Source organism: Pseudoalteromonas sp. A25 (assembly GCF_009176705.1).
Taxonomy (GTDB): Bacteria; Pseudomonadota; Gammaproteobacteria; order Enterobacterales; family Alteromonadaceae; genus Pseudoalteromonas.
Genome location: NZ_AP021846.1, coordinates 1051025 through 1074954 on the forward strand (window position 1 = coordinate 1051025; position 23930 = coordinate 1074954).

General features: G+C 42.1%; 19 protein-coding genes. 8 read left to right on the top strand and 11 right to left on the bottom strand.

Going from position 1 to position 23930, the window contains the following annotated elements:
* Positions 1-81: 81 nt before the first annotated feature.
* From GDK41_RS04665 to GDK41_RS04675, 3 genes are read left to right on the top strand one after another with little or no spacing between them, the layout of a single operon-like run.
* Positions 82-1599 (top strand): cytochrome-c peroxidase, encoded by a 1518-nt coding sequence (locus tag GDK41_RS04665; protein ID WP_152085315.1) that lies wholly within the window; start codon positions 82-84, stop codon positions 1597-1599.
* A gap of 9 nt (positions 1600-1608) precedes the next feature.
* A complete protein-coding gene (locus tag GDK41_RS04670; protein ID WP_152085316.1) occupies positions 1609-3132 on the top strand; it encodes an ATP-binding protein in 1524 nt (507 codons plus the stop codon).
* A 13-nt stretch (positions 3133-3145) separates the two neighbouring features.
* The gene (locus GDK41_RS04675; protein ID WP_152085317.1) at positions 3146-3838 is read left to right on the top strand and encodes a response regulator; all 693 of its coding nucleotides are present in this window, start codon (positions 3146-3148) and stop codon (positions 3836-3838) included.
* A gap of 38 nt (positions 3839-3876) precedes the next feature.
* Here GDK41_RS04675 and GDK41_RS04680 read toward each other — a convergent pair whose 3' ends face one another.
* On the bottom strand, positions 3877-4740 hold the full coding sequence (locus tag GDK41_RS04680; protein WP_152085318.1) for a LysR substrate-binding domain-containing protein: 864 nt from the start codon (positions 4738-4740) through the stop codon (positions 3877-3879).
* Between the two features lie 112 nt (positions 4741-4852).
* Here GDK41_RS04680 and GDK41_RS04685 point away from each other — a divergent pair, with 112 nt between their 5' ends.
* From GDK41_RS04685 to GDK41_RS04695, 3 genes are all read left to right on the top strand, one after another.
* On the top strand, positions 4853-5509 hold the full coding sequence (locus GDK41_RS04685; RefSeq protein WP_152085319.1) for a glutathione S-transferase family protein: 657 nt from the start codon (positions 4853-4855) through the stop codon (positions 5507-5509).
* 8 nt (positions 5510-5517) lie between these two features.
* Positions 5518-6225 (top strand): aspartate/glutamate racemase family protein, encoded by a 708-nt coding sequence (locus tag GDK41_RS04690; protein ID WP_152085320.1) that lies wholly within the window; start codon positions 5518-5520, stop codon positions 6223-6225.
* A gap of 69 nt (positions 6226-6294) precedes the next feature.
* Entirely contained in the window at positions 6295-8601 is a 2307-nt protein-coding gene (locus GDK41_RS04695; RefSeq protein ID WP_172971549.1) for a TonB-dependent receptor plug domain-containing protein, read from the top strand.
* Positions 8602-8628: 27 nt separating this feature from the next.
* On the opposite strand, the gene GDK41_RS04700 is transcribed toward GDK41_RS04695, so the two are convergent.
* Positions 8629-10248: a diacylglycerol kinase family protein gene (locus GDK41_RS04700; protein ID WP_152085322.1), complete on the bottom strand. Its 1620-nt coding sequence runs from the start codon at positions 10246-10248 to the stop codon at positions 8629-8631.
* A gap of 460 nt (positions 10249-10708) precedes the next feature.
* Here GDK41_RS04700 and GDK41_RS04705 point away from each other — a divergent pair, with 460 nt between their 5' ends.
* Complete coding sequence (locus GDK41_RS04705; RefSeq protein ID WP_152085323.1) at positions 10709-12733, top strand: methyl-accepting chemotaxis protein; 2025 nt, start codon at positions 10709-10711, stop codon at positions 12731-12733.
* Here GDK41_RS04705 and GDK41_RS04710 read toward each other — a convergent pair.
* The 7 genes from GDK41_RS04710 to GDK41_RS04740 form a co-directional block, all read right to left on the bottom strand.
* Complete coding sequence (locus GDK41_RS04710) at positions 12723-13925, bottom strand: iron-containing alcohol dehydrogenase (RefSeq protein WP_152085324.1); 1203 nt, start codon at positions 13923-13925, stop codon at positions 12723-12725. The two genes, GDK41_RS04705 and GDK41_RS04710, sit on opposite strands and share 11 nt — an antisense overlap.
* 444 nt (positions 13926-14369) lie before the next feature.
* Positions 14370-16199 (bottom strand): DEAD/DEAH box helicase, encoded by a 1830-nt coding sequence (locus GDK41_RS04715; RefSeq protein ID WP_152085325.1) that lies wholly within the window; start codon positions 16197-16199, stop codon positions 14370-14372.
* Positions 16200-16387: 188 nt separating this feature from the next.
* Positions 16388-16651, bottom strand: coding sequence for a GrxA family glutaredoxin (locus GDK41_RS04720; RefSeq protein WP_152085326.1), 264 nt, complete (start codon positions 16649-16651; stop codon positions 16388-16390).
* Positions 16652-16753: 102 nt separating this feature from the next.
* Positions 16754-17032, bottom strand: a complete 279-nt coding sequence (locus GDK41_RS04725) for a peptidylprolyl isomerase (RefSeq protein ID WP_070986613.1) — start codon at positions 17030-17032, stop codon at positions 16754-16756.
* A gap of 83 nt (positions 17033-17115) precedes the next feature.
* Positions 17116-19191, bottom strand: coding sequence for a TonB-dependent receptor plug domain-containing protein (locus tag GDK41_RS04730; protein WP_152085327.1), 2076 nt, complete (start codon positions 19189-19191; stop codon positions 17116-17118).
* 107 nt (positions 19192-19298) lie between these two features.
* Positions 19299-19781 carry a TlpA family protein disulfide reductase gene (locus tag GDK41_RS04735; RefSeq protein WP_152085328.1) on the bottom strand — a complete coding sequence of 161 codons (483 nt, stop codon included), beginning with the start codon at positions 19779-19781 and terminating at the stop codon, positions 19299-19301.
* Positions 19782-19884: 103 nt separating this feature from the next.
* On the bottom strand, positions 19885-21591 hold the full coding sequence (locus GDK41_RS04740) for a lysophospholipid acyltransferase family protein (RefSeq protein ID WP_152085329.1): 1707 nt from the start codon (positions 21589-21591) through the stop codon (positions 19885-19887).
* A gap of 171 nt (positions 21592-21762) precedes the next feature.
* On the opposite strand from GDK41_RS04740, the gene GDK41_RS04745 reads away from it, so the two are divergent.
* On the top strand, positions 21763-22683 hold the full coding sequence (locus GDK41_RS04745; protein ID WP_152085330.1) for a 2-hydroxyacid dehydrogenase: 921 nt from the start codon (positions 21763-21765) through the stop codon (positions 22681-22683).
* Positions 22684-23015: 332 nt separating this feature from the next.
* Here the strand turns inward: GDK41_RS04745 and smrA are convergent, their stop codons facing one another.
* A complete protein-coding gene (gene smrA, locus GDK41_RS04750; RefSeq protein WP_152085331.1) occupies positions 23016-23597 on the bottom strand; it encodes a DNA endonuclease SmrA in 582 nt (193 codons plus the stop codon).
* Between the two features lie 66 nt (positions 23598-23663).
* Entirely contained in the window at positions 23664-23903 is a 240-nt protein-coding gene (locus GDK41_RS20325; RefSeq protein ID WP_152085332.1) for a hypothetical protein, read from the bottom strand.
* Between the last annotated feature and the right edge of the window lie 27 nt (positions 23904-23930).

Consider the following 23930-nt stretch of genomic DNA (forward strand, 5'->3'; position numbering starts at 1 on the left):
TTATTACACTGGTGCTTTCACATTTGCTGCACTTTTGCTTGCCATGGTTAAACTTCAAAACACAATTGGTTTGGAGTGACTATGAACAAAGCACCTCTCAAGCACGCTGCAATGTTAGTTGCTGTGCTAAGTACAATTCATGTAGCAACATTACATGCAAAACCAAGAACGCCGCCACCACGTCAGCCTCCTGGTGCACAACCCGCTACACCACTAGATCAAGCGCTTAGCGTTTTGATCTCGCAAAATGGCTTGACTGGTCGCGTAGCGGGTGCCAGGCAGTTACCAAAAATTTCTGATCCCATCGCCCGTTTGGGGATGCAACTATTCTTTACCAAAGCACTCGGGGGTGAAAAATCCGTTGCCTGTGCAAGCTGTCATGACCCACGTTTGGGCGGCGCGGATGGTCTATCCTTCCCTATAGGCACCAATGCTGTGGCAGAAAATGTTGTTGGCCCAAACCGCAGAGCGATCAACGATGAGATCAACATACCTCGTAATTCGCCAACGATTTTTAATACCGGTTTAGCAACTAATTCATTATTTTGGGATGGGCGTATAGAGCGTGTCACTATGACTGATGAGCAAGGCAACGAAACAAGTTTTATTAGTACGCCAGACTCGGGCTTTGGTGTGCCTGACGATAATGCTGGTGACACTTTAGTGAGTACTTTGGCGCGTTTTCCTGTGACTTCAAAAGAAGAAATGCGCGGCGAGGCATTTCCAGATGTAACAACGAATGAAGCGCTCAGAACACACCTTGCACAGCGTATCGGTGATTACGGGGCAGAGCAAGGGTCGCTTGAAACCAATGATTGGCTACAAATGTTTCGTGAAGCGTTTGACTCTCAAGCTGATGCCGCATCGCTTGTGACTTTTGATAATATTGCGTTTGCACTGGGCCAATATCAAGCTTCTTTTGTGATGATAAACACAGACTGGCATCGCTATGTACGAGGTGATTTGAGTGCGCTGAGTGAGCAACAAAAACAAGGAGCAAAGCTGTTCTTTACACAAATTGCTGATGGCGGAGCGGGGTGTGTTAACTGTCACAGTGGTGAGCGCTTTACCAATGATGGCTTTTTTAACTTAGCTTTTCCACAATATGGTATTGGTACAGATGAAGCCCATGCCGATATAGGTCGAGCAGCGATTGACCCACAAGCACGAAATCAATTTGCGTTTCGTGTTCCAAGCTTGCTGAATGTTGCATTAACTGCGCCATATAGTCATGCCGGTGCTTACGAAAGCTTAGAGCAAGTAGTGAGTCATTACGCCAACCCAGAGCAAACTGTTGAGGCGTTTTTTCAACGTGGTGGTGCATGTGGTTTAAAGCAGTTTGCCACCAGCGCCCAGTGTGAGACACTTAACCAAAATGCACGTCAAAACACTGAAGCAGCGCTACAATTATTGCGTCAGTCGCCTTTTGTTGCAGCAAACTTAGATGCAGGACAACAGCAAGATCTCGTTGCGTTTTTGCATGCGCTTACAGACCGTTGTGCTAAAGATAAAGAATGTATTAGAAGGTGGGTACCTAGTCGCAGACTGCCAGATCCTGACAATTTGCGCCTACGTTCGCCACGACCGGTAGGTGGATAACCAAATTTTATGAAAATGACCATTCGCGTCAAATTACTGCTCATTATTTTATTGGCCAATACCGCCTTGGTGCTGGCCATTTACGTTGCAAATAAACTGGCTTTTGAAAAAAGTTTTTCCCAGTACATAGAAAATACCTCACGTGTGCAGTTGCAAGAAGTAATAGCAAAAGTAGCCCAAACCTATGAGCAACACCAATCACTTGATTGGGTAGATAAAGGTTCTGACGCGTGGGAGGAAGTGGTTCGCATATATTATGATTTGAGCGATGAAGGCACGCCACGCAGGCGTATAGCGCCGCGTCAACCACTGCGCCGGTATGAGCAAAGGCAAAATGATGAACCCAGACACCGCCCTCAAAGGCGGCGCGCAGAGGACCAAGTTCGGTCACAGAGAGAACGCCGGCCGCCTCCGCCAAGAAGAGCAGTAGAACGACGACTTTTACTCAAAGATGCACACGGCAAGTTGTTGATGGGTAATACAAAAAACACTAAAAATACATTTTGGTTCCCAGTATACAAAACTGACCATTTAGCTGAGCCTAAACAACAGCGAATGATTGCATTTCTAGGTGTTGAAGGCAGTGGCCTGATCAGAAACGAGTTTGATACGCTATTTGCTAAACAGCAACAGCAGCAGTTTATTTTAATCGCGTTGATAGCGTTATTGGTGACCATCATATTGGCCGTACCATTTAGTAAATACTTAGTAAAACCGATTGTTCTGCTTAGAAAAAATGCCAAAGTGTTGGCACAAGGTAACTATGACGCGCAAGTTGATATTCATAGTAAGGATGAATTGGGGCTACTTGCGCGGGATATGAATCGCCTAGCAGATACCTTGGCGCAAAACCAAAGTGCTCGGCAACAATGGATTGCCGATATCTCGCATGAACTGCGCACACCAATTGCGGTGATCCGTGCTGAGATAGAAGGAATGATTGATGGAGTTATACCCACACAAACCGAGCAGTTAATGTCATTGAATGAAGAAATTCAGCGCTTAACTCGTCTAGTGGATGATTTACACCAATTATCGTTATCAGATAAGGGGGCACTAACTTACAATATGGCCCAGCATAATTTATACGACTTACTGTCTCGTACCTTTGCTAAAAGTCGACACCTTATCGACGCCAAACATCTCGCTTTTTCGTTGCAGTGTAATGAACATCTTGAGATTGAATGTGATGAGCAACGTTTAGGGCAGTTATTTGATAATTTATTACAAAATACTTTGCGTTACACAGACTCATCAGAACAACAACCAGGTACGTTAGACGTTAAGGTATTGCAACAAGATGGTGTTACGAGTATTTGCTGGCAAGATAGTGCTCCTAGCGTGCCGCAGAGTCAGTTAGATAAGTTATTTGACAGGCTCTATCGAGTGGAAGGAGCGCGAAGTAGAGCCGCTGGAGGGTCTGGCTTAGGTTTAGCGATATGCCAAAGTATTGTGCAGGCACATAACGGTGAAATAAAAGCGTGCTTGAGTGAACTCGGTGGTGTCGCTATTATGATTGAACTGAGACATTAAACGGACAGCCTGTGTGTCGAACAAACATATTCTTATCGTAGAAGATGAGCCTAAACTTGCCGATATTTTAAATAAGTATTTGGCGCAAGCAGAGTTTACCTCACATATTGTAATTGATGGCGCCGATGCAGAACCTGCTTATAAAAGCCAGCAGCCAGCACTCATTTTACTCGATTTAATGCTACCAAATGTCGATGGCATTGAAATTTGTAGGCGGATCCGAGCATACTCAAATGTACCAATCGTGATGATCACCGCCAAGGTAGAAGAGGTTGATAGATTACTTGGTCTAGAAATTGGTGCCGACGATTATATTTGTAAACCCTACAGCCCAAAAGAAGTGGTTGCCCGAGTTAAAGCTATTTTACGACGTGTGGCGTTGAATGAGCATGGCCAGGTAACAGATGTTGAAAGCAAGCTAAAACTCGATGAAGAAACCTTGTTTGCATCATTTTTGAGTGCTCGAGTGTCTTTAACGCATGTTGAGTTTATGCTGCTCAAAGCTATGTATGGTCATCCCGGGCGGATCTATAGCAGAGATGCACTGATGGACCATATTTATGACGACAGTCACATTGTCAGCGATAGAACTATCGACAGCCACATTAAAAAAATCCGCAAAAAGTTACACGGTATTGCACCTGAACATGAGTTTATTCATTCAATTTATGGTGCGGGTTATAAGTTTGAGGCGCAAACGAGCTAAACAAAACATGCCGTTGTTTCACAGCGGCATGTGTACTGTCAACTAGCGATGTCGATACTTTGTGCTTGTACAGCGTATTGCTGCGCCAAGGTTGAACAAAAATTGTCCGATACTGGGTTTTGCTGACTATTAGAGCGAACTAACACAACGTCTGCAACAGGCAGGCTTGGCAAAGATTTATCATCTAATATCGTTAAATCACCAACACTGAGTTTACCCATAGCACTAACTGCTAAGCCACTTTTCACAATCCCCCTCAGAGCGCTTGCACTGCCGCTGCAGGCAACAATTTTATAAGCTTGATTTTGTTTATGTAACCCTTCAATGGCTGCTTGATGGAAGCGACAATCCCGCTGAAAAATAGCGATGGGAATAGGAGAGTTTAGCGCTATTTGTTTTTTTGGATAATGAACCCAAACACCAGGCGTTGATTCGAGTAAATAGCCTTCTTCTGAGTCAGAAGATCGCGTGATGACAGCTAAATCAAGGTGACCACTATCAATCATGATTTTTACTCGGTTACTAGGTGTACAGGTTATTTGTAAATCAAGATTTGGCCAATGCTGGTGGAGGAGCTGCACTAATATGGGCAACACAGATTCTGCGTAATCATCAGGGCAACCTAATCGCAATAGCGTACTTGGCTGGGCGGCATTCATTTGTTGCAGTGTGTCATCATGAAGTTGCACTAACTGTTTGGCATAGCGCGCAAAAATTTGCCCATCCAAAGATAAGTTAAGCGTTCTGCCTTGTTTTATAAATAAAGACTTGCCTAAATCTTGCTCTAGCTTTTTCATCTGCATGCTGATGGCAGATTGAGTACGACTGACTTGTTTTGCCGCGCGGGTAAAACTACCCGTTTCAACAAATGCCAAAAAGCTTCTCAATGCATCGATATCCATTTTGCGTCCAAACCTATCAGTAATGCTGATAGGTTATATCAAAATTATCCGTTAGTCATGGCCGATATTATTCGCTTTAATAAGCGAACATTACTTATCAAGGAACAATAAAATGCAGTTATATATAGGCAACAAGAACTATTCCACATGGTCATTGAGGGCTTGGCTAATACTTGAAAAATATAATATTCCGTTCGAAGAAGTAAAACTTCCACTCGATACTTCTGTCTTTTATGAGCGCTTAAAAGGGATTACACCAAGCATGAAAGTGCCTACTTTAGTTGACCAGAATACACACGTTTGGGATTCACTCGCAATTTGTGAATACATCAATGATACTTATTTGTCTGGTGACGCATGGCCTAGGAGTGGCGCAACTAAAGCAAAAGCGCGTGCCATAGCATGTGAAATGCACTCTGGGTTTAACGCGCTGCGTAATGAAATGCCAATGAATATTCGCGCTAAACGTCGTTTAACGACGTCCGATGCGTGTAAAAAAGATATTGCTCGCATAGAGCAAATTTGGACTGAGCAAATGGCGCACTTTGCAGATAATGGTGGATGGCTATTTGGCCAGTGGTCGATAGCGGATGCCATGTTTGCTCCAGTAGTATTGAGATTTAAAACTTACGGCATCGAGTTAAACCCACAGGCCAGAATTTACATGGAAACGGCGCTCAGTTGCCCTGCAATGAAAAGTTGGGTAGAGGCGGCGCTACTTGAGCATGATATTGTTGCCATTGATGAAGCTGGCGAAGAAATTGTATAGGAGTCGGTATGAAAACAATAGGATTACTCGGGGGCATGAGTTGGGAGTCTACGCTCAGTTATTATCGTTTGATTAATGAAGGTATTAAGTCTCATTTAGGGGGGCTTAATAGTGCAAAAATAATAATGAATAGTGTTAATTTTGCAGATATTGAAGTTTTGCAGCGCGCTGGTGATTGGGAGCAGTGTGGCCAAATATTGGGTGAAGCGGCCAAAGGATTGGAGCTTGCTGGCGCACAGTGCCTAGTGATCTGTACCAACACAATGCATAAGGTTGTTGAGCAGATCAGGCAATATACGTCATTGCCTGTGTTACATGTTGCAGATGTGGTTGCCAATGCGCTAAAGGCACAAAGTATTGAATGTGCTGCACTTCTGGGGACCCGTTTTACCATGCAAGAATCGTTTTACATCGAGCGATTGAAGAGTCATGGATTAAAAATCGTAGTACCTAGCGAGTCGCAGCAAGACACTGTACATAACATTATTTATCAAGAGCTGTGTGTGGGTACAATATGCACAAGTTCAAAAGCTCAATATATTAACGTGATTGATTTGTTAAGTCAGCGAGGAGCAAAAGGGGTCATACTCGGATGTACTGAAATTGGCTTATTGATTTCCCAGAAAGATAGTGCATTACCGCTATTTGATACCACTTATTTGCATGCTCAAGCGGTTGTAAATTATGCCATAAACATACACTCACAGGCTGTTTGAAATATTGCGATTTAGGCAGATTAAACTATACCTATAACTAGCTGATTTTATTTCAGGTCGATGTTCATAATGAAAGCTTTGTTTAGTTTTAGCTGCATGTTGTATTGTTTTTCTGTCAGCTTTTCTGCCTATTCTCAATCCTCTGATGAGTTGTTTGAGCTGACTTTAGACGACCTATTGGATTTATCGGTTACTTCAGGTTCAGACAGAGAAGAAAAACTGCGAAATACACCGGCTTCTATCCAAGTAGTTACAGCAGCTCAGATCCGACAACGTGGTTATACTAATATTAGTGAAGTGCTTTCAGATTTGTCGGGGTTCGATATCAATATAACAAATAGCCCCGATAGGGTTACTTTTTATCAGCGTGGCTATCGTACGCCCAGTGTGCAGCGCTCTTTGATCATGGTTAACGGCATCATTAATAACCACCTTTGGAGTCACGACTTTCCTGCCAATAGGCAAATTCCGCTAACAGGTGTTGAACGTATTGAGGTGTTATCGGGGCCAGCAGGCGCGGTGTATGGCCCAAATGCCTTTCTAGGGATCGTTAATATTATCACTAAAAAAGGCAAAGATTTAGAGCAAGACGGCAGCGACTTTACTATGCAAGCTCAGTTGGCTGACTTCAACTCCAAAGGGCTCGATATGAGCGCCCAAGGCAAATATGAACGATGGAGTTATTGGCTAAGTGCAAAGGCGTTTGAAAGCGATGGCCCACAGCTTGACGATATGGCAAGTTGGGGGTTTGTCGATGAAAAATATTTATCTGACAAGGGAATTTGGGGCCCTGTGCTCACTCACGGACATGATGGTGTGCCATATGGTCGGTATGTCTCAAAAGACAGAGAAAGTGGTGTTTTTGGAGAAGTGAGTTTAGATAACTTTACTTTAGGATTAAATCATTGGATCACGCATAATGGGTACGGCGTGCAATTTAGTTTTGACAGAGGTCAACCTAATGCAGCTTGGAGCCGAAAAACAACAATGTACTATCTTGAGCATCAAAACACATTGCAAAATGGTATAGGCATTAAGAGCTTTGTGAGTTTTCGCAAAGAGCAAAGATACGGTGATTGGGCAGAGGCCAGCCCCGACGAGCAAAGTGAGCGTGCCAAACTATCTTATGTAACCATATCTGACTGGAACTCACGCAGTTCATCTTTTAAAGCGCGGCAAGATTATGAATATCAGTACTCTGATGTATTGCATTACGCATTAGGCCTAAAATACGAGCGCAAAGAGTTAACAAAAGCGTATGAAATTTGTGGCTATTGGGCATCTGCATTTTGCTCATTAGAACGTGATGATGAGTTAGGACCGTATGGGCTCGGTAAAGGCGTATATTACTCTACTGACCAATCGATGCCGGTATCGCTAGGTGGCTTAGGTGACATGCCAGACTCTAACTTAATTAATACAACAGATAGAGGAGCGTACTTTAGAGCAACATTACAAGAAGATGATTGGTCGCTCAGTGGTGCAGTTAGATGGGATAACAATTCAATTTATGGCACGTTTGTAAAACCTCGGTTTGCAGCTACTTATGATTATGATGAAAGCAATACCGTTAAGCTGATCTATGCAACAGCGTTTCAAGAGCCGGCTCCAATACAGCTGTACGGAGGGTGGAATGGCAGAAACGCCAACCCAAATTTATTGCCAGAAGAAGTGAGAGATCTCTCCTTGATATGGATGTATCAACGTGGCGCACTATTTAGCGATTTGTCTGCTTTTTATAGTAAATATAAAAACGTGATTAAAGAAGAAGCAGATAATGCCGGTAAAAGAGACGTTAAAGGGGTTGAGTGGAGAGTGAAATATGAAATGGATAATCACTGGTTTGATGCAGCTCAGATAAGCAGTTATTTTAATTACAGCTATACCGATGTCACCAGTTATATTTATTACGATCATCAACGTGCACGCTGGGTGGGTAATGGTAGTGCCGCTTGTGAGCAAGATGACAGTTTATGCGGTGATTATCGTGTAGCACTTGGGGACATTGCACCACATAAGCTTAATGTTGGTGCAAATATACCGGTGAGCCAAAAGTGGAGTATCAATGCTCGGGTTAATTACATCTCTTCTAGGCAGTTATATTTAAGAAATCCGCTTAGGGATGAGGGGATCAAACTTGGTGATTATCTAACAACGAACCTAAGTGTGGTTTGGCGCAGTGGTAAATTAAGCGCTCACATTAAAGTGAATAACGTGTTTGATAGTCAGATTTATCACCCAGGGGTTGGTACAGCAGATTCTGGTAGTACTTTTACTGATGATGGCGGTAACTTGCTGCGTACTCAAGGTTTCTATAACTCTGTACTGCCGCAAGTTGGCCGTAATTGGGAGTTTGTAATTACGGCTAATTTTTAGTTTATGTGCAATGGTATCTACGAGGTTTTAAAGTGGCGGTGCAACAACAGATAAGCTTTTGGGTAATACTTTTATATGTAGCTTTTGAGCTTTTTCTATCTCGCCATCAATACAATAATGGAAAGGTTTTGATGCGCTGATCTGTAGTGACTTTCCTTGTTGATGTTTTACGTTAGCATTTTTTGGTTGCTCAGACACAGAGCGATTTAGTAGCTCAGTAAGGCTAAGCAGCTTATCGCTCGTATCGCTTTGGTATTCTAATTGTGTGATATCAAACATTCCGTCTTGCCAATCAGGCGCCCCACCGCCTTGTGCTAATAAGGTTGTCATTGGTGCTGCATTGGCTATAGCTAAACTTGAGCTAGTTATTTTTTGTATATCTTTACTGTCAACCTGCATCTCAACATTGAGTGGCTTACTATCTAAAAGCGCATCCATAAAGCCTTGAATATAAGCTAGTTGGCCATGCTGGTTTTTTAACTCCCGATCAGCATAGGTGATCATTTTTTCTTCTATGCCTAATGCAACAACGAGTAATGCAGTTTTGTCGTTACACAAAAGGGTGTCCATCTGAACGATATGATGTTCAAGCAATGCATTGCATGCATAACTAAACGGGTTTACTTTGCTCCCTATACCAAAAATAACATGTGCCAGTGCATTGGCGGTACCCATTGGCAGTATTGCTAATCTGTGGTGCGTATTTTTTATTGCTGCGGCGACTTCAGCCACTGTGCCATCACCACCACAAGCAACGAAAGTATGCGCATCGCATGGCGCAATCGATTGTACCAGCTTGGTTACATCCGTTTCTTTGTCCGTGAAGTGACAATTAATCATATAGCGCTGCGAAAGTAAGCCAAGGATTTGGTTTGCGTATTGTTGCCATTTGCCCCCTCCTGAAACGGGATTAACAATCAATGAGATATTGGGGGCTTGGTGTTCTTTAATATAATTGCTTAGGATCAGTAAACGTTTCAACTGCTTTTTATTCAGTCTTGCTGTATTGCGAATAGACTGCACTTTTTCAATAACTTGTCTTTCAGAAAGTGTTGGCTCGGTGGCTAAAAGGTAGGCGCAGAGCATAAAGAAAGAGCGCCCTCTGCCTAATGCACAATGAACTACTACTTTATTGCCAAGTTGATGTTGAGCTTTGATCCAATTAATTGCATGTAATAACTGCGTTTCGCTTGGTGAGTAATGATCTAGCACGGGTAAATTCAGATAATACAAGTGCTCTTGTTCTGCTGACCAATTTAAACCATCAAATTCGGCGGTAACGTCTAAGATAGCATTAATACCTTGCGATTCGAGCGTCTCAATATCAGTGGGGAACAGCCGACATGCGAGAAACAAGTTGGGTGTGATCTCTTGAATAGCCGGCACTTTATCGTTGTGGCGCATTAGTGCGTTGTAAAGTTGTGTTGCGAGTAAATAGGGCAGAAATAGTGCTTTAACCCAAAAGGGGATCGCACCGGTTGCTGATTTACGAAACAAACTGGGGTAGTTGGTTGCGTAAGCAAAGGTGACGCAGGCAACGGAAATGGTTAACCAGACGATAGGAAATAAAAACCAACCTCCATAACTTAGCCATGTTAAGTATAGGCAAGCCGTCAGTATCATGAGGTAATATTTAGTCATTTTCATAGCCGAGTATTCCTTACGAGTACGTTGATTTTTATAGTAAAGCTACTATCACTGCGAATCCCACATTAACAGATTAGCTCAGCTTTGCCCATTTGTGCTCATTTGATGTGTTTAAAGTGCTGCCATCAAAATAGTCGGTTTCTTCAATTTAAGTTCGTATGCGTGCTGCACAGCGGTAGTTGTCTTACTCAAGCTTTGCTGTGGATGTCGTTGACAATACGCTACCGCTGATTTTAGAGGGTTCAAGAGGGGGACCTTAGCTTTTAGAAACAAAACTGGCTTTTAAAGTTGTTGAGTGAGCTTGGTTGTGCCATGTTTAAAAAGATTTTTACTGTTTTTGCAATTTTAGAAGTTTGATATAACAAACAATTTTAAAGTTTTTATTCTAATTTCTGGGCATGTATGAAATATTAACCTTTTGATTTGTATTTAGGAGTATGCGCGCTGCGCTATTAGTTAAATGCTCAAACAATTTTCTATCAAACAAAAGATAATATTGGGGTTTTCTAGTTTGGGAGCCTTATTACTTATCTCTAGTGGCATGGCTTACACTGCACTAAAACAAATACACCATGCGAATACCGAGGTGAAAAGTGTCGCTTTGCCCATTTTAAAAACAGCCAATGCTTTACAGATGCAGCAAAGTGCGTTGAGCAAATTAGTTTCTAAAGCGTTTAGTGAAAGGGAAAAAGAAAACCTCCAAAACCTCAGTCTGCGCTTTTCTGAAGGACAACAAAGTTACCAAAAAAAGCTATCTCAGCTAGATGATATCACGGCGAATAAGCCACAGTTTGCGGCCCTATTAACCCAGATTGTCACTGTTAGCAAAGAGATAGAGCAGCAAACAAAGAGGCTTTTATCTGCCAAGCAGACGACTTTTGAAGCGCGTATGGCAATCAAAAAGAACATGCAAGCGTTTGAGCAGCACCGCAGTTTGGCCAGTGATGCTATGTTAAACTTGGAACTTGTCAAAACTGATAATGCCCGTCAGCTTGCCGAGGTAGCCGGAACGGGTATACGCATCGACGATATGATGTATACCTTAAGCGATAATGTGAAGGTAATTAATCAACTTGAAGCTGAGAACTGGCAAGCACAGCAAGAAGATGTGCGTTTTCTTTTAGGTAATATTCAAGATAACTTTGAGTTTTTAAAGCGCCAATCTGAAGGGTTAGATGTCGCGGTATTGTTGAATGAATTTAATGAACAGCTGAGGGCAATGAGCCAGCTTTTGGATGGACCTGGCTACTTGTATCAAAGTGTTGAGCAAAAACTAGCAGCAATAGAGCAAGCACAGGTGGCATATAAAGAGGCTGAACAGGCTACTGAGAAAGTACAGAATGTGCTTTTGAAGTTACAACAAGCCTCTGATGAGCAGTTTAATTTTTATGAAAATATTGCCGAGCAAAAAATTCAACAAGCTCAGCAAGCGGCATTAATTATGGCAGTTGTATTTATTGTGTTGGCTATCTCTATCGCAATATCAACTAGTCGCGCGATGTTAGGGCCCTTGGCTGCTGTTAATAAAATGCTGGGTTATCTCGCGCAGGGTGACTTTTCTCGAGAGATGCAAAAGCGCACCGATGATGAATTTGGCATGCTAATCGATAATATTAATCGTGTTAAAGACAGCCTGAGAGTGTTGTTAGAGGACATTAATACGAAAGTACATGAACTGGAGCAAATGTCAGAGTCAACGCAACAGCGTAGTCATCTATTAGCACAGAACTCACAACAACAACTGAAACGGATAGACAGCGCAGCGCATTTGGCTTCTGAAATAGCCAGTAGCGCACAGCAAGTCAGTGAGGAGTCGGCGACCACACTTAGCAGTATTAAACAAGCACAACAGCAAAGCTTGAGTGTTAATCAAATCGCCAATGATAATAAACAACATATGTTATCGCTTAACACGAAAATGGCCAACGCAGTGGAGGTGATGGATAAGCTAACTCAACACAGCGAAAATATTGAGTCAATTTTAGATACTATTTTATCAATTGCTGAGCAGACGAACTTACTGGCGCTAAATGCTGCGATAGAAGCCGCGCGTGCTGGAGAGCAGGGGCGAGGGTTTGCGGTAGTTGCTGATGAAGTTAGAACGCTTGCCGCACGCACTCAGTCCTCGACGAATGAAATCAATACGATGATTGAGTCATTACAACAAGACACTAAATTAGCGAACAGCGCTATCGTTGATGGCCAAAGCGGGACGCAAACCTGTGCTCAGCGCAGTGAGTCGTTATCCGAAGCAATTGAGCAAATTGAAGAGGTATTGTTACAGGTAAATGAATTGAGCGAGCGCGCTAGTGGCGTTGCCAATGATCAGGTCTCTCACTGTGAGAAAATAGAAAGCGTGATGGCGAACGCGCAGCAAACCGCAAAAGAAAATGCGAGTGAAATGCAGCACATGGCCCAGGCAAGCGAATCACTTAGCCGTTTTGCTAACTCTTTAACTGAGTTGGTTCGCCGCTTTAAGCTGTAACACTTACGGCATGCAAAATACTGCGACACTCATTGAGGTTCATAAAAAAAGGGACTGGGTAATCAGGGTGAGCCTCGTTTAATGCTTCTCTAGCTAGAGTATCAATATCTTCATTGCGCAGCTCCGTAAAGTGAGTTTGGATATTCATACTGCTGAGGAGTTGCTCAATATGTAAGAGCAGGTCTTCAGCCTGCTTGGCTATTGGATAGTCTAAAGAAGTTAGTCGACATTCACGAGCAATCATAGCCAACGACTCATCAATTCTTCGCCCGTACCAGCGTAAAACAGGCAGTAGTAGTACCGCATTAGATAAACCGTGGGCAGTACCATAGTTTGCACTTAATTGATGTGAGATGGCGTGTACATAACCAACAGACGTGCGGGTAAATGCTTGACCAGCATAAAATGACGCCAATAGTAATTGCTCTCTGGCATGCAAATCAGCTCCATTTGAATATGCATTTGGTAAATGAGTAAAAATAATATCACAGGCCTGCAATGCACGTTGTCTACTAAACGCGAGGCTATTGATACTCAATAGCGCTTCGATTGCATGCGTTAACGCGTCAATGGCTGTGGTTGCAGTTAAGTGAGCGGGCAGGCTTGCCGTTAATTCCGGGAGTAGCACTGCATGATGTGGCACCAAAGTAAAATCAGTTGCCGCATACTTTAATTGTGCTTTGGGATCATTAACAACCGCCGCGACCGTCGTCTCTGCACCCGTTCCTGCAGTGGTTGGAATGGCAATATTAGGGGGTAGGTGCTTGAGCACTTTGAAAAGCCCTTTAAACTCACTCACCGCTTTGTGTGGCTTGACTGCTTTGGCACCGATCAATTTAGCACAGTCGATCACAGAGCCTCCGCCAATTGCGATAATCCCTTTACAGTTGTGTTGCCGATAACACGCAAAGCCTTGCTCTACATTATCAATACTCGGATTGGCATGAACGTCGGTAAAAATAATTGGCTGTAGGCCAAGCGTTGTAACTAACTCAATTTGTTGATTGATGACAGGAAGTGTAATTAGCGTTTTGTCTGTGACAAGCAGTACATGACTGCCCTCACTAAGATCAAGTGCATGGACAGCGTTTGCCAGTGCATGAGGGCCTCGATGTAACTTTGGATTCGGCACACCGATAATAAGAACAATGCATTTTAAAATGAAGTGATAACAACGATACAGTAGCGCCATGTTTATACTCAATTTTTATTCAAGAAGAAAATGTAGCATAAAGTAATTTATTCATCTAATACTGGGAGGCAGTTCTGAGCACTGCGTTAATCAATAAAGCGGCTATAGTGTAAGGGCTCGAATCATACCAATTGCATTAAATTGGTGATCAGATATTGCGACAGATAAATGGCTTAGTAACAAGGCAAATATTTCGCTATGTAGTTATTCTACATGAGAAATATTTAACGCAGTTAATGAGTTATTTAGCTCGCTAGAATGATCTATGTATTAATAAAATTGGTATCATAAGGCTAAACGTATCAGATGTTATTGTGCTAATGGGTGGAAGGTTTAATGAAAAAAGAGTGTTGTAGTGTGTTAAGAGGGGGTCGATTCAGTATTTTGGGATCAATACTCAGATAGAACAAAGCCGCTAAAAAGCGGCTTTGTAGAGACTAGCTATTAGGCTGTAAAGCTAACAGGGCGTCGTTCCTTACGCTCACCGTCACGGCGAGGTGGACGCTTACCATCGTTACGTGGTTCTTTAAAGCTACGCTTTTTGTCACCACGAGGCTCTGAGTTACCCGCATCTGCTGGGTGTGAACTCTTGGTTAGCTTCATTGGACGTTTACAGATAAATACGTTTTGGAAGTGTGACACAACATCCGCCGGCATATTTTGTGGTAACTGTACCGTACTGTGCTCATTGAACAGACGTATGTCACCAATAAATTTGCTTGAAATATCGGCTTCGTTTGCAATCGCACCTACAATGTTCTTAACTTGAACACCATGGTCACGACCCACTTCGATACGGTATGTATCCATAGGGCCTTGCGAGCTGTTGCGTGGACCGCGATCTGCGCGCTCACCTGAACGTTCACGACCCTTGCGTTCACCGCGTTCAGCACCACGAGCACCATCACGGCCGCGACCTTCACGACGATCATCACGCTCACGACGCTCACGCTGGAATTTGATTTCTTCCACTTTTAACGGTGATTGTTGTTGTGCTAAACACAGCAACGCACCAGCTAAATCTTCAGCACTTAACTCAAGTTTTTGGGCTAAATCTTTTGCTACCTCATTGAAGAACGTGATGTCTTTGTTTTCCAATGCGGTAGAAAGTTTAGTTTGCAAACTTGCGATACGTTTTGCTTCAACTACTTTCGCAGATGGAAGCTCAACTTCAGCAATTTCAGATTTAGTGTGACGTACAATGTTACGTAATAAATAACGTTCATTGTGCTTCACGAACAAGATAGCTTTACCAGTACGACCAGCACGGCCAGTACGGCCAATACGGTGTACATATGCTTCACTGTCTTGTGGAATATCGTAGTTGATAACCAAGCTTAAGCGGTCAACATCAAGACCACGAGCAGCAACATCGGTTGCGATAACAATATCCAGAAGGCCATTTTTCAAACGTTCTACTGTACGCTCACGAGCTTGCTGGTTCATATCACCATTAAGCGGCGCTGCTGAAAAGCCTTCATGCTCAAGTAACTCTGCTAACTGTACAGTGTCGTTACGTGTACGAACAAATACAATCGCGCCATCGTACTCTTCTGCTTCTAAGAAGCGCACAATTGCTTTGTTTTTGTGAACACTTGCACGCCAAAACACTTGTTCTACTGTCGAAACGGTAGAGTTACGTGCAGAGATGTGAACTTGTTGAGCATTGTCTAAGTACTTTGCACAAATAGACTGGATCTGCTTCGGCATTGTTGCAGAGAACAAGCAAGTTTGCTTATTTTCTGGGGTTTTTTCCATGATGCTTTCAACATCATCAATGAAACCCATGCGTAACATTTCGTCTGCTTCATCTAGTACAAGTGCACTTAGGTTAGACAAATCAATCGTTTTACGGTTGATGTGGTCAATTAAGCGGCCCGGCGTAGCAACAATAATTTGTGCACCACGGCGCAATGCGCTTAACTGGATGCCATAGCTTTGTCCACCATAAAGAGCAAGTACTTCTACGCCCTTAGTGTATTTAGCATATTGTTCAAATGCTTCTGCCACCTGAATGGCAAGTTCACGAGTTGGTGTTAACACCAAAATTTGTGGCTGTTTAGTAGCCGAGTCAATATTGTTCAATAGTGGTAAAGCAAATGCTGCTGTTTTACCTGTACCCGTCTGCGCTAGTCCCAGTACGTCCTTTCTTTCTAGCAATAACGGTATACATTGAGCTTGGATCTCAGATGGTGTCTTGTATCCTTGCTCTTCGACTGCTTTTAAAATTGCAGGAGAAAGATCTAAAGATTTAAACGTGACTGGTTCTGACATTAATGCGCCTCAACGAATTTAAAGAGGCGCGCATTGTATAGGAAAAGCGAATCAAATGCTTGTACTAATTAGAACTAATTTATATGTGGTTGAAGTTGTGCGTTTTTTAATCGTTTTTAAAATGGGTAATTAACATGGCGTTTACTAAGTTGCTAATTTCCGCTTTAAAATAAATTTGCCTGCGATGTTTAGTTATAGAGCGCTAAATTCTCTTTGGCATATGCCTCAAACTCGGTAAAGCCACCAATATGGTTTTGATCGATAAATACTTGTGGCACAGTTGGACAAGGTTTGCCTGCTGATTTTTCTAAGTCAGCCTTGCTCACACCCTCTTTGATTATGTCCACATAGCGGAAACTAAAGTCATCACGTTGACTGGCTAAGCGCTCCGCGACTTCTTTAGCACGTACGCAGTAAGGGCATCCTTCTCGACCAAAAATTACTGTAAACATAATCTATCCTCTTTATTTGAATTTATTTAACTTTGTTCAGTGTAGAGGATTTTTAATGAAGTAAAAGCAACAAAAAACAATCAAAACAATCGGAAATATCGATTATGTTCTATAAACCGTTTTGATTAGGTGATAACCAAACTTTGTTTTTACAGGACCATGTACTTCAAATAGCGGTTTTTTAAATACCACGTCATCAAATGCTTTGACCATATCGCCTTTATTAAATTCGCCTAAATCACCCCCACGTTTTTTTGAAGGACAAATTGAGTGCTGTTTTGCTAGTTTGTTAAAGTCGCCACCTTTGGCTAGTTTTGCTTTAATGGCAAGGCATTCTTTTTCAGTTTTCACTAGGATGTGATACGCGCATGCTTTTGGCATAAGGGCTCCTTAGGATTAATACTAAGAAGAGATCATGAAGGGCTTGGTTTTAAAACACAAGCCCTAGGATGGGGAAATCGTTGTTAAAAAGTAACGCTGAATCCGATAGAAGGGCGCATTTCAAAGTCATCCTCTTCTTCTTTGATGTATAAATCATCAACCGATTTCACTTTCTTATAGTCTAAATCGATATAGCTGATATTGTCTTGAGCGTAGGCATTCATTAGCTCCAGGATGAGCTTGCCGTCAAGCCCAAAAAGTTGGGTTTTTCGCTCAAAGCGTATGTCGAGTCGGTGATATATATCGTGACGTTTTGAGAATGGCTCTCCATATACAGGTAAAAAATGGTTTGCATAATCAGGGTTTTCCTTTACTGCAATAATCGGTGTGTAGGCTTGTCCGCTGCGCGCCGTAAAGTTAAAACCACCTTCCCATAGCTCGTTTATTTCATAGTGGAATACGGCGTTAAATACGAAAGGCGTATCCGCATAATAGTCACGAGTAATATTCGCTCTTGTGTCTGTACGTTCACTTTTAGCGTAGCTAAGTGACACCCAGCCATACCAGTTGTCAGTTTTGTTTTTACTTAGTAGTAGGTCAACACCATAGGCCTCACCGTCTACTTGGTTGCTATAGAGTCTCTGAGCATCTGCTGCATTTGAGTCAATGGCCAGTGGTAAATCATCCATAGTTTTATAGTAACCTTCAATTGACCACGACCACTCGTTGTCAAGTTGTTGCTCAAACCCGAGAGTAAAATGATCAGAGGTTTGTGATTTTAACTTTGGATTACCTACTTTGGGCATAATGTAATCCACATCTTGCATACGGTTATACTGCCCGTACTTGACGCTGACAGTCATGTCGTCGCTCAAATAATAATTTAATGCTAAACGTGGGGAAATAAAGTCCTCATTTGTATAGTCATTATGCTGAAGTTGCACGCCAAGCTCTGACTGTAATTGTTCAGTGACTTGCCATACATGTGTGACACCGATAAATCCTGAGTCGATATCAATTTGCTGCTTGCCATTAATACGCTCACCTTTTTTCAAGTCGCAATCGGGGTCTAATTCAGTACATAAGTACTGGAAAGTGTCGTAGCGATATGTGGTTTCATTATCAAAATAAGCCAGATCGGTAATGATCCTATGCGCTTGGTTAAGTCGGTAATTTAGCTGTGCTTTATAGCTGTATTGCTTTTGTTGCTCTTGTTCAAAGTAACCAGAGCTTAACGTTGCTTGTTTACCATATTCAAGCCTTCCAGAGTGATCCAATGCGCCTACACCCAGTCTAAAATGATAGTTTTTGCTAAAATGATCCCACAGTACACTTTGGCTGTTAAATTCGCGAAGGTATCTAGCATCACCTTGAAATTCTGGGGTTTTCTTGGCAAGCTCAGCGCGCTCGTTAAATCCGGCGGCGGCCGAGTCTTCCGCGCCAGTGAAATTAAAAGTAAGGGTATTGTTGTTGTTAATATCCCACAGCCATTTTCCTTGATAATCATGGTCATCAGGTGCGTCATTAACAACAATGCCATTTTTATCGCCATCGTCGTCTTCTAGCTCCTCACCTTCTGAGAAAAATAGCGGTAAAGTACTTTTGCGTGCTGAAAAGTAAAAGGCAGTGTTTTCAGTTGTTTGTCCTTCAACAAACACACCAGCGTTAAACATGGTGAAATCGAGCGTTGTGGTAATTGGCTGATATTTGGGGTTGCGCAAGGTGACGTCAAATACAGCGCCAGTTGCATTGCTATATGCCGCACCATAACCTGCGGAATAAAGTTGAAAATCTTGGATAATATGACGGTTGAAAATAGAGCTGCCAAAATCGTGGAAAATGTAGCCTGCTGGCATAAAATCAACTTCAAAAATATTATCACTCGGCGAAGAACCTCGCACCGCCGGCTCACTCATAGAGCCACCTGCGGCAACTACTCCAGGTAGCGCATAGACAGCCCGCAGTGGGTCGCCCATTGCACCGGGCATCTCTACTAACTTTTCTGTATCTTCGGTAATAGAGCTGGTGATGCTACTGCGTTTGTAGTGCACTTCGATATGTTCAATATTATTGGCCTTATCTGATGCATGTGTCGTGAGCGCAACACATAACATGATAGGGGACAGTAAAAAGGGAAGCTTGTGAGTATGAGCGCGCATGGTTCATTCCTGCTTTGAGTGTATTGTGATAGCAGAAGTGTACTTTGCTTACTTGTAGAAGTGTTTTAGATTTGGGTAATAAAGTGTCTGATAAACCTTACATATACTTACATTCTCAGACGTAATCCCAGCTCGCTAGAGTAACCCATATCTCGCTGGATTATATTACTGTTTTCGTCAACAACATAGTAGCTTGGGTAGGCGCTTACTTTATAGTTGGCGGCAATGTTACTATTTCCAAGTAGGATGGGGAACGACAGGTCGAGGTCGCGAGCAAAGTTTTTTATCTGTTCTTCGTTTTCAAAATCCAGCGCAATAGCAACCGCATTTAGTTGCTGCGTTTCGTAGAGCTTATTCAAGTTTGGCATGCTATATCGGCATACACTGCACCAAGGAGCAAAAAAATAAACGACTAATTTGCGCCCTTGGAATGAGGTTAAACTAACCCGTTCGCCATTACCGAGTTGTGGTAGTGAAAAATAAGGGGCGGGTTGAGTGCCACTGGTTGAGAGCATGTCTTTTTGTTGGTAGGCGCTGAATAAAAAAAATACTGCAACAGCGACAGCTATTTGGATCAAAATTTTAATCATACAGCTTTAATTTAGTTGTGATAACTGGTAACGGCAGCTTACTACGATTTACTGTGAAGTGGAATGTGTGATGCACATAGCAGATGTGCATCACACTGCATTGTTAGCCCAAGTAACGTTTTGCTTTTTGTGGCTTGATTTTGGTTAAATCCACAAGGACTAACCCATCGATACAATTATTGAAATCGGGGTCAATACTAAAACATAGGAAGTTTGCGCCATCTTCATCGCATACCTCAGTATATTGTTTAAACAATGTTGGTACTTGAGCGCCTAAATTGGCTAAAACATGTTTTAGCTCTGCAAAGTCTTCTTTGATATCATCGCCGTGGAAAAGTTCGCGATATTGCTCGATTTGCTGATTGGATATCTTAAACTCATTTTTAGGCTGAGCATGATTAGCAAGACGAGAAAAGTAGTGTTGGTAATGATACACCAACATGGCTTTAGCTTCATCCGGTAGGCTGTTAGATAAACTTACAGCGCCAAATAAATATCTATGTTCTGGGTATCGTTTTACAAAGGCTCCAATACCATACCAAAGGTAGTCTAAGCTTTTTCTTCCCCAATATTTAGGTTGCACAAAGCTTCTGCCAAGCTCTAGACCATGTTCAAAGTAGGGGGCCATTTTATCACTGTACTCGAACAAACTATCAGTATATAAGCCTTGTTGCCCATATTCTTCAATGACTTGTTTGGCACTGGCCATACGATAAGCACCCACGAGCTCTAATTGGCGAGGATCCCAAAGTACCAAATGATGATAATGCATATCGTATTTATCAATATCACGACGTTTACCGCTGCCTTCACCTACAGCACGAAATGCAATCTCTCGCAATCGGCCTAACTCCCTAAAAATAACGGAACTACCTTGATAGTGATATAGGTAAATTTGCATACCATCTTGAGTTTGGCCCAGAAGTTCGCACTCTTCGAGTGCTTTTTTTAGTTCCTTTTTACACTCAGGTACGGCGATTGGGGTTTGTGTTTTAAGGGGCAGTGTTTTTTTGCTACTGAGTCGATAAAGCTGTTTTCGGATCAGCCCGACAATTTCTTTATCTTTTAAGTTCTCAATAATATAGGATTCAGGAGGAATACAAGCACCAATTTCAAATTCGAGAGATTTCTGCCGCTGTTTAAACATCTCTTTGACCAGTAATAAGCTGGCTAGTGGTTTGTAGATCATAGAGGTGCCGTAAAATAGAGGGCTATTTTTGGCTTTAATATGAATAGGTAAAATTGGGCAGTTGGCTTTTTTGGCCATTCGCAAAAAGCCAGAGTTCCACTTGCAATCCTTTATACCAGTAGGTCCTAAGCGGGATACTTCACCGGCAGGAAAGATTAATAAAGCACCTTCGTTTCTTAAGTGTGCTTGAATGTTGGCAAGCTCCTGTTTACGGCTAGTACCAGAGAGGTTATCAACTGGTAGCAACAACGAGTGCATTGGTGTGAGTGACATCAACATACGATTTGCAACCACCTTCAGATCCGGACGCACTTTAGCGATAACACGAATTAAGGCTAAAGCATCTAACGAGCCTATCGGGTGGTTGGCCACAATAACAACATTGCCTTCACTGGGAATATGCTCAATTTGTTTTGGTTTGTAGCGTGCATCAAAGTCTAGTTCATCTAATACTTGTTCAACAAACTCTATACCTTGCAAGTGGGGGTAAGTGTCAGCAAACGCAACAAACTCTTGCTCATGTAGCAAATAGCCAAGTCCTTTTTTAACCAACCCCTTAACCTTTGGGGAGTGCTCTAACTGTGGCAAGTTAGCTTCGATCACTTTATCGACACTGATCATAAAACGGTCCTATTGAATATCATTAACATTAGATTAAAAATATCTAGTGACATCCATGTTGCACAATTTTGTCATTTGTATGACAGGTCACTCATGTGTTTTTCTTAGTACTGGGCTTTTAGCTGTGATTTAGTTAGCATTGCTTAATGATTACCAAGTTGGATGAAGATAATGTCGTTATTGGTTTGCGTATCTCGAAGAGACAATACAAAGCTATTAGAAGAATTAAGGGCACAATTACCAGGGGTAGACATATTTGAATGGCCTCATTGTCCTGATCTGACTCAAGTTGAGTTTGTGTTGGCTTGGAATGCACCTGATGAACTGTGGGCACAATTACCGAATTTGCAAGTTGTGCAATCTTTTGGCGCTGGAGTGGATGGCATTGCACAGCACTTATTACCAGAGCACGTTCAAATAACCCGTATTGTAGATGAACACTTGACGAATGATATGGCTGAGTATGTTTTGACCCATATTTTGGCTTACAAACTCAGACTTAAGCAGTATTTTTTGCAACAACAGCAAGGAATCTGGAAACCAAAGCGGGCACATGCAGGAAGTCATGTTGGGATAATGGGGCTCGGAGAGCTGGGGCGAGCAGTGGCAGGTAGATTAACTGATAATAACTTTACCGTAAGTGGGTGGTCAGCATCGCCAAAGAGCTTTGCAGAGATTGATACTTACTTTGGCAAAGAACAGTTGGCGAGTTTTTTGGGTAATTTAGACTATTTAGTTTGCTTGTTGCCTTTAACCCCCAGCACAAAAGGTATTTTAAACAAAAGCTTATTTTCACAGCTACCGAGTCATTGTGTCCTAATTAATGTTGCGAGAGGTCAGCATGTTATAGCAAGTGATTTAATATGGGCGCTGGACAATAACGAATTAGCCGCAGCATGCTTAGATGTATTCACAAATGAGCCACTTGATGATGAGCACCCTTTTTGGTTACACCCGAATATTACTGTTACACCACATTGCGCAGCTTTGACGAGTGTAGCAACGGCATGTGAGCAAATTGCACATAATTATTTATCATTGATGAACAATCAAAGCCTTGCAAATACCATTGATAGAGCCAAAGGGTATTGAGTGGCGGCTTTTGTTAATACTGCTAGAGAACGCTAACGCTAGTAAGGTGCGAATGAGTTATTCTTGCAAATTGTAATTCAGTTTGTACCTGCTAAATCACAAAAAGTTCACTTTATATTCATTTTCCTGTATATAAAAACACCTTGTTTGTTCATTGAATATTCAGTAGATTAATAAAAAAATAATAAAAACAGGAGGCTATAAAATGAAGAGTAAACAAAGCGGTGTGAAGTTTTCAATTGTCCTTTTTTCGGTCATTTTATTGGGGGTTTCAGCTTGGTTTACAAAGGCTCAAGCAAGCGAATCACTAGAGCCTACTGTTACAGTAAATGTTAACGTTTAGCGTGTAACTCTCTGTTCTCTAACTTCTTTTCCTGACTCTTTTTTAGAAGAACGTATGTTGATGCGCTGCCACCATGGCAACTCAATGCACTATGGTAGGCTAAAACTTGAGGCATTTCTTTCAGCCACTTGTTGATGTAACTTTTGAGTATTGCAGGAAATGGTTTACTTTTAAGGCCATTTCCGTGTCGAATCAGTAGCACTCTGATGTTTCGTTGTTGGCAATCTAGCACAAACTCAAAAATTGCCCCTCTAGCTTGGTGAAATGATTTGCCATGTAAGTCGAGTGTCGCATCGATTTGATACTTACCTAAGCGCAAATTTTTGTATACGCCTTCTTGCACACCTGACTTTTTATACGCAAGTAGATCGTGTGGATCGACTAGGTCAACATACTCTGTCGACAAGAAGTTAGCGTCAAAATCAATTTCTTGTTGAGCTGCACGCCGCTTTTCCAACTGTGCAATAGTGGGGGAGTGTTTAAGGTTTGTCAGTTCAACTTGATTGGTTTGCGCTAATGGGGTGACGTCCCCCATTGATGCTAGGAATAATTCTTCATCTGTCATAGCCATACTACACCTGAAAAATGCAACTGAGAGTATGGCTGAGATTTTAGCCTAGTCGAACTGAGATGACTACTAACTCAGTTCTATTTGCCCAAAAGTATAAACCTTAAATAAATAAAATGTATTAATAAGAATAAGGCTTAAATTAGACACCACACTCGTATTGACTAGATCCAAACTGAACGATAAAAACAATAAGCTACATGCGGCGATTGCAGCGGCACGTAAAAGAGTAATTTGGTTAATAAAAAAGGCTCCTAAGCCTAAAGTAAGCAATACTATATTGATGAGCCAGTTGAACTCGTTGAGCATGGTCTGTTTGGTCTTCCGCTGTTGATT

Bases quoted from the DNA above. Each gene is read 5' to 3' on its own strand.
- GDK41_RS04665 (WP_152085315.1), top strand. From the start codon at position 82: ATGAACAAAGCACCTCTCAAGCACGCTGCAATGTTAGTTGCTGTGCTA.
- GDK41_RS04670 (WP_152085316.1), top strand. From the start codon at position 1,609: ATGAAAATGACCATTCGCGTCAAATTACTGCTCATTATTTTATTGGCC.
- GDK41_RS04680 (WP_152085318.1), bottom strand. From the start codon at position 4,740: ATGGATATCGATGCATTGAGAAGCTTTTTGGCATTTGTTGAAACGGGT.
- GDK41_RS04685 (WP_152085319.1), top strand. From the start codon at position 4,853: ATGCAGTTATATATAGGCAACAAGAACTATTCCACATGGTCATTGAGG.
- GDK41_RS04690 (WP_152085320.1), top strand. From the start codon at position 5,518: ATGAAAACAATAGGATTACTCGGGGGCATGAGTTGGGAGTCTACGCTC.
- GDK41_RS04695 (WP_172971549.1), top strand. From the start codon at position 6,295: ATGAAAGCTTTGTTTAGTTTTAGCTGCATGTTGTATTGTTTTTCTGTC.
- GDK41_RS04700 (WP_152085322.1), bottom strand. From the start codon at position 10,248: ATGAAAATGACTAAATATTACCTCATGATACTGACGGCTTGCCTATAC.
- GDK41_RS04705 (WP_152085323.1), top strand. From the start codon at position 10,709: ATGCTCAAACAATTTTCTATCAAACAAAAGATAATATTGGGGTTTTCT.
- GDK41_RS04710 (WP_152085324.1), bottom strand. From the start codon at position 13,925: ATGGCGCTACTGTATCGTTGTTATCACTTCATTTTAAAATGCATTGTT.
- GDK41_RS04715 (WP_152085325.1), bottom strand. From the start codon at position 16,199: ATGTCAGAACCAGTCACGTTTAAATCTTTAGATCTTTCTCCTGCAATT.
- GDK41_RS04720 (WP_152085326.1), bottom strand. From the start codon at position 16,651: ATGTTTACAGTAATTTTTGGTCGAGAAGGATGCCCTTACTGCGTACGT.
- GDK41_RS04725 (WP_070986613.1), bottom strand. From the start codon at position 17,032: ATGCCAAAAGCATGCGCGTATCACATCCTAGTGAAAACTGAAAAAGAA.
- GDK41_RS04730 (WP_152085327.1), bottom strand. From the start codon at position 19,191: ATGCGCGCTCATACTCACAAGCTTCCCTTTTTACTGTCCCCTATCATG.
- GDK41_RS04735 (WP_152085328.1), bottom strand. From the start codon at position 19,781: ATGATTAAAATTTTGATCCAAATAGCTGTCGCTGTTGCAGTATTTTTT.
- GDK41_RS04740 (WP_152085329.1), bottom strand. From the start codon at position 21,591: ATGATCAGTGTCGATAAAGTGATCGAAGCTAACTTGCCACAGTTAGAG.
- GDK41_RS04745 (WP_152085330.1), top strand. From the start codon at position 21,763: ATGTCGTTATTGGTTTGCGTATCTCGAAGAGACAATACAAAGCTATTA.
- smrA (WP_152085331.1), bottom strand. From the start codon at position 23,597: ATGGCTATGACAGATGAAGAATTATTCCTAGCATCAATGGGGGACGTC.
- GDK41_RS20325 (WP_152085332.1), bottom strand. From the start codon at position 23,903: ATGCTCAACGAGTTCAACTGGCTCATCAATATAGTATTGCTTACTTTA.